Source organism: Mesorhizobium helmanticense (assembly GCF_003034915.1).
GTDB classification, from domain to species: Bacteria; Pseudomonadota; Alphaproteobacteria; order Rhizobiales; family Rhizobiaceae; genus Mesorhizobium; species Mesorhizobium helmanticense.
In genome coordinates, this window is sequence record NZ_PZJX01000022.1 from 1 (window position 1) to 3,706 (window position 3,706).

At 62.7% G+C, this 3,706-nt stretch carries 3 protein-coding genes and 1 pseudogene; 1 reads left to right on the forward strand and 3 read right to left on the reverse strand.

Features of this window, described 5'->3' with window-relative positions; translation table 11 throughout:
• Positions 1–154: 154 nt before the first annotated feature.
• Entirely contained in the window at positions 155–1,174 is a 1,020-nt protein-coding gene (locus C9427_RS09555) for a LacI family DNA-binding transcriptional regulator (RefSeq protein ID WP_107648924.1), read from the forward strand.
• A gap of 22 nt (positions 1,175–1,196) precedes the next feature.
• Here C9427_RS09555 and C9427_RS09560 read toward each other — a convergent pair whose 3' ends face one another.
• From C9427_RS09560 to C9427_RS34745, 3 genes and pseudogenes are all read right to left on the reverse strand, one after another.
• Positions 1,197–2,198 carry an LLM class flavin-dependent oxidoreductase gene (locus tag C9427_RS09560; protein ID WP_107648925.1) on the reverse strand — a complete coding sequence of 334 codons (1,002 nt, stop codon included), beginning with the start codon at positions 2,196–2,198 and terminating at the stop codon, positions 1,197–1,199.
• A gap of 68 nt (positions 2,199–2,266) precedes the next feature.
• On the reverse strand, positions 2,267–3,436 hold the full coding sequence (locus tag C9427_RS09565; protein ID WP_107648927.1) for an AI-2E family transporter: 1,170 nt from the start codon (positions 3,434–3,436) through the stop codon (positions 2,267–2,269).
• 150 nt (positions 3,437–3,586) lie between these two features.
• Positions 3,587–3,706: pseudogene (locus tag C9427_RS34745) on the reverse strand (LLM class flavin-dependent oxidoreductase); the annotation flags it as partial.

Below are 3,706 nucleotides of genomic sequence, written 5' to 3' on the forward strand. Positions count from 1 at the left end.
GTCAAGCCGATATGTGGCGGCGCGGGATTGCTGCATTTCAATTCTTGCGCAAATACGTAAGATTCCGTAGATATTACAGCCAAAGGGCGGTGAAACGTTTCGAAAAATGACGGCGTCAGGGCGAAAGAAGCAGCGAAAGTCCACGGCTCCGACCATGCTGCATGTGGCCGAGGCAGCGCGCGTTTCGGTGGCCACCGTCTCGGCGCTGATCAATGGCACCGCGACCGTCAGCCCCGAGCTTAGCCAGCGCATCGAACAGGCGATCCGCGACATCGGCTACAAGCGCAACGCGATCGCCCGCAGCCTGAAGATGGGCACGACCCGTACCATCGGGCTGACCGTTCCGCATATCACCAATCCGTTCTTCACCGATGTCGTTTCGGTCATCCAGCAGGCATTCGACCGCGCCGGCTATGCGGTCATGCTGTGTTGCACGGACGAGGACCTGAACACGCAGGACGACCAGATCAGGCTGCTGCTCGACCGCATGGTCGACGGGCTGATCGTCGCCCGCGTCGGCGACGGCGCTATCCTCAAGGGCATAGTCGAAAGCGCCAATGTGCCGGTGGTGCTGCTCGACCGCGTTTGCGAGGGCGTCGATACCGATACGGTCGTGCTCGACAATCAGCGCGCGGTGTTCGACGCCATCACTTATCTGATCGATCTCGGCCACCGGCGCATCGGCTACATAACCGGAACGTTCGACATTTCGCCCATGCATGACCGCATGGCGGGCTATCGCGAGGCACTCCAGGCGGCCGGCCTGCCGGTCGAGAACGAACTGGTCCGTTTCGGTAATTTCCACGAAGTCGACGGCTATAATGCCACGATGCAGCTTCTGTCGTTGCACGACCGTCCGAGCGCCATCTTTTCGGCCAATAACCCGATGGTGATCGGCACCATGAAGGCGATCCGCGATATCGGGCTGTCCTGCCCGCAGGATATTTCGGTTGCCTGTTTCGATGATTTCCCCTGGTCGGATGTGTTCCAGCCTCAGTTGACCACGGTTTCCCAGCCGGTGCAGGCGATCGGCGAACAGACGGCCAACCTGCTGCTCGACCGGCTCGCCGGCAACAGGGACGCACCGCCGCGCAAGCTGACGCTCAAAGGCCGCCTGATGATCCGCAATTCATGCCGGCCGCTCGGAGCGGTCGCGCAGAGCGTCAGCGCGTAGCGCGCCAGTTTCGGGAAGAACGTCAGGCCGCTTGCGACAGCGATTTGTGGGCCTCGGCCAGGATCTCGAAGGAGCGCACTCGCGCGCTATGATCGAACATCTGAGCGGTGACCATCAGCTCGTCGGCGCCGGTGCGGCGAACGAACGCGTCGATGCCTTGCCTGATCGTCTCCGGAGCGCCGACCACTGCGCAGGACAGCGCCTGGCCAAGCATGGTTTTGGCCATCGGGTCGAGGTCGCGGTCATAATTTTCGACTGGTGGCGGCAAGCGGCCGGCGCGGCCGGTGCGCAGATTGACGAAGGCCTGCTGCAGCGAGGTGAACAACAGCCGCGCCTCGGCGTCGGTGGGTGCGGCAAAGACGTTGAGCCCGAGCATGACATAGGGTTTGTCGAGCTGCTCCGACGGCTTGAAGCGCGAGCGATAGATCTCCAGCGCATGGTCGAGCTCGGCTGGTGCGAAATGCGAGGCGAAGGCGTAGGGCAGGCCGAGCAAGGCGGCAAGTTGCGCGCCATAAAGGCTGGAGCCCAGGATCCACACCGGCACCTTTTCGCCCTCGCCGGGCACGGCGCGGATGCGCTGGCCCTCTTCGGCCGGCTGGAAATAGCCCATCAGCTCGACGACATCCTGCGGGAAATTGTCGGCGCCGGCATCGAGGTTTCGGCGCAATGCGCGCGCGGTCGCCATGTCGGTGCCGGGCGCGCGGCCGAGGCCAAGGTCGATGCGGCCCGGATGCAACGCGTTAAGCGTGCCGAACTGCTCGGCGATGACCAGCGGCGAATGGTTTGGCAACATGATGCCGCCGGCGCCGACGCGGATCGTTTTGGTGCCGCCGGCGACATGGGCGATGACGACGGATGTGGCCGCACTTGCGATGCCCGGCATGTTGTGGTGCTCGGCCAGCCAGTAGCGCTTGTAGCCCAGCCGCTCGGCATGGCGAGCGAGATCGAGCGAATTGGCGAGCGATTGCGAAGCGTTGCTGCCTTCGACGATCGGCGACAGGTCGAGAACGGAAAGAGCGGTCATGGGCGCGGATCCTGTGTAGGGATCGGATGTAGGGAGCGACCGGCGACGCCGCAAATTCAAAATATTGATCAGCCCTTTGCAGGTCCGGTGCCGGCGATGTCGTCCTCCTCGACCACTGCCATATGTTGCGCCGCCAGGAAATTGCCGACATGGCTGAGGCCGTCGAAATGGTCGCAGAACACCTTGATGACGACCAGCAGCGGCACAGCCATCAGCGCGCCGACGAAACCCCATAGCCAGGACCAGAAGGCGATCGCGATGAAGATCGCCACCGCGTTGATCTCGAGGCGTCGGCCAACCACCATCGGCGTCACGAACTGGCCTTCGACGATGTCGCACAACAGCACGAAGGCTGGCGCCAGCAGCGCGTAGGGGATGGTGTCGAAACTGATCAGGGCGATGATCGAGACAAGTGTGATGGTGATCAGTGGTCCGACATAGGGAAGGAAATTGAGCAGGGCGGCAGCCGCGCCCCAGACCATCGGATTGGGCATGCCGAGCGCCCAGAGACCGAGGCCGGTCACCGTGCCGAGACCCGCATTGATCACCGAGACGGTAAGCAGATAGTGCGAAATCTCTTGCTCGACGTCGTAGACGACCCGCAATGCCCGTTTCTTCTCGCTGAGGCTGGCGAAGGACTGGATGATCTTTTCATAAAACATCGTGCCCGAGGCGAGCAGGAACAGCGACAGCACGAAGACGATGGTGATGCTCGTGGCCGCCGACAGCACATTGTCCGCCGCTTGCGAGAGAATGCCCGATGGCGCGAGCGCCACCCGCTGCGCACCGGCGTCCTGCGACGTTGCCATCAGACCTTCCAGCTGATGGGAAATCTCCATGATCCTTTCGAACGGACGCCGCAGCTGCTCGAGGCGCTCGGTCAGCTGCAGGCCGATCGAAGAGGAGTTGTTGATGAGGTCGATGACGGGACCGCTGAGCAGATAGCCGGCGCTGGCGACAAAGCAGACGGACAGCAGCACCAAGAAACTCGCCGACAGCACGTCAGGCACACCATGCTTGCGCAGGAAGCGCACGATCGGGGTCAGCGTCAGCGCCAGCAGAAAGGCCAGGATGACCGGCATGAAGAAGGCGCGGCCGAAATAGAGCGCATAGACGACCATCAGGACAAAGATGCCGACGAGCAGCGAGCGCATCAGACGCGTATCCGCCCGCGCCTCGACGCGCGGGTCCGGGCTCTCGCCAACGCCTGCGCCCGAAGCGGTCGGTTCGGCTTTCATCATTTCCCCTCGGGCATACCGCGATCCGAGCGGCTCCTTGGCGAAAAACGTCCTTGCCGCGGCAAAGTTCCGTTAGCCGGCAATGATGCCAGGGATGATCTTGCGTCATGCCTCGGGAATCAGGCCCTCGGAAACAGGCCTTGCTGGGATTCACACGACTGGTGCGGTCGCGGCAGGAAGGCTCTTTGCCGTTTCCTTGCGCACGACCGGCGCCACTTTGGTGCCATAGAGTTCAATTGCCTTCATGACCTTGGCATGCGGCATGATGCC